The organism is Pseudomonas sp. MPR-R2A5, assembly GCF_058793055.1.
In genome coordinates, this window is the sequence record NZ_JBXAFK010000111.1 from 1 (window position 1) to 1,364 (window position 1,364).

Annotated in this window: 1 protein-coding gene; it reads left to right on the plus strand. The window is 55.9% G+C overall.

Features of this window, described 5'->3' with window-relative positions; translation table 11 throughout:
• Positions 1 to 52: 52 nt before the first annotated feature.
• Positions 53 to 1,303: an IS256 family transposase gene (locus AC1Q6I_RS34740; protein WP_102625793.1), complete on the plus strand. Its 1,251-nt coding sequence runs from the start codon at positions 53 to 55 to the stop codon at positions 1,301 to 1,303.
• Positions 1,304 to 1,364: the final 61 nt, after the last annotated feature.

Sequence of the window (1,364 nt, forward strand, 5' to 3'; positions counted from 1 at the left end):
GGGGGTGTCAGAAATTTTGTGTTCGGGCATAACATGAGTAAGAGGTGCATGTATGCCAACCAAAAAGAAACCTGCGTTGCGAGAGCTGCCGAAAATCCCGAAAGAGCTGCTCGAGCAATTCACCGATGGACCGATGACCGCTGAAGCCATCGAGGACGCGTCTGCGGCGTTCAAGAAGGCTTTGATCGAGCGAGCCCTGAGTGCTGAGCTCGGGCATCACTTGGGCTATCCGCCAGGCGCGCAGCGCCCAGAGGATGAAACCAATCAGCGCAACGGCAAAAGCGGCAAGACGGTTCTAACCGGCGACGGCCCGCTCCGACTGGATATTCCTCGCGACCGGGACGGCAGTTTTTCGCCCATTTTGATCCCCAAGCACGAACGCCGCTACACCGGTTTCGACGACAAGATCATCGCCATGTATGCCCGTGGAATGACGGTCAGAGAGATCCGAGCGTTTCTTTCCGAGCAGTACGGTACTGACGTTTCTCCCGACTTCATCAGCTCTGTAACCGACGAGGTCATGGCAGAGATCGGTGCATGGCAACAGCGGCCTTTGGAGCCGATGTATCCGGTTATTTTCTTCGATGCTCTACGGGTCAAAATTCGCGAAGAGGGGCTGGTTCGCAACAAGGCGATTTACTTGGCCCTGGGCGTTTTGCCTGACGGAACACGCGATATTCTCGGCATCTGGATAGAAAATACCGAGGGCGCCAAGTTCTGGATGAAAGTTTTCAACGACCTCAAGACACGCGGCGTCGAAGACGTGTTGATTGCTGTGACCGATGGACTGAAAGGCATGCCAGAGGCTCTCAACGCCGTATTTCCAGACACGACACTGCAAACATGCATTGTTCATCTGATCCGCAACAGTCTTGATTACGCGGCCTGGGACAAGCGTCGCGAACTGGCCAAGGCGCTCAAACCGATCTATCAGGCGGTGACCGCCGAAGCGGCCGAGCAGGCACTGGATGCGTTTGAAAGCGGGCCATGGGGCAAGCAGTATCCGACGGTAGTGGCTGCCTGGCGCCGCGCTTGGGATCGTGTGATCCCATTTTTCGTGTTCCCGCCGGCGATTCGAAAAGTGATCTACACGACCAACGCCATTGAGAGCATCAACGCTCAGTTGCGCAAGATCATCAAGACCCGAGGTCACTTCCCGACCGACGATGCGGCGACAAAACTGATCTGGCTTGGACTGCGCAATATCACCGCAAACTGGGGCTCCGCGGCACATGACTGGAAAAGTGCGATGAATCAATTTGCGATTCTGTACGGAGATCGATTTATCAGGCCGACCTGGTAAAAGCACGGCCTGCCTGACGGCAGGCCGTTACCGGCCCGCACACAAAATATCTGACAGTCCC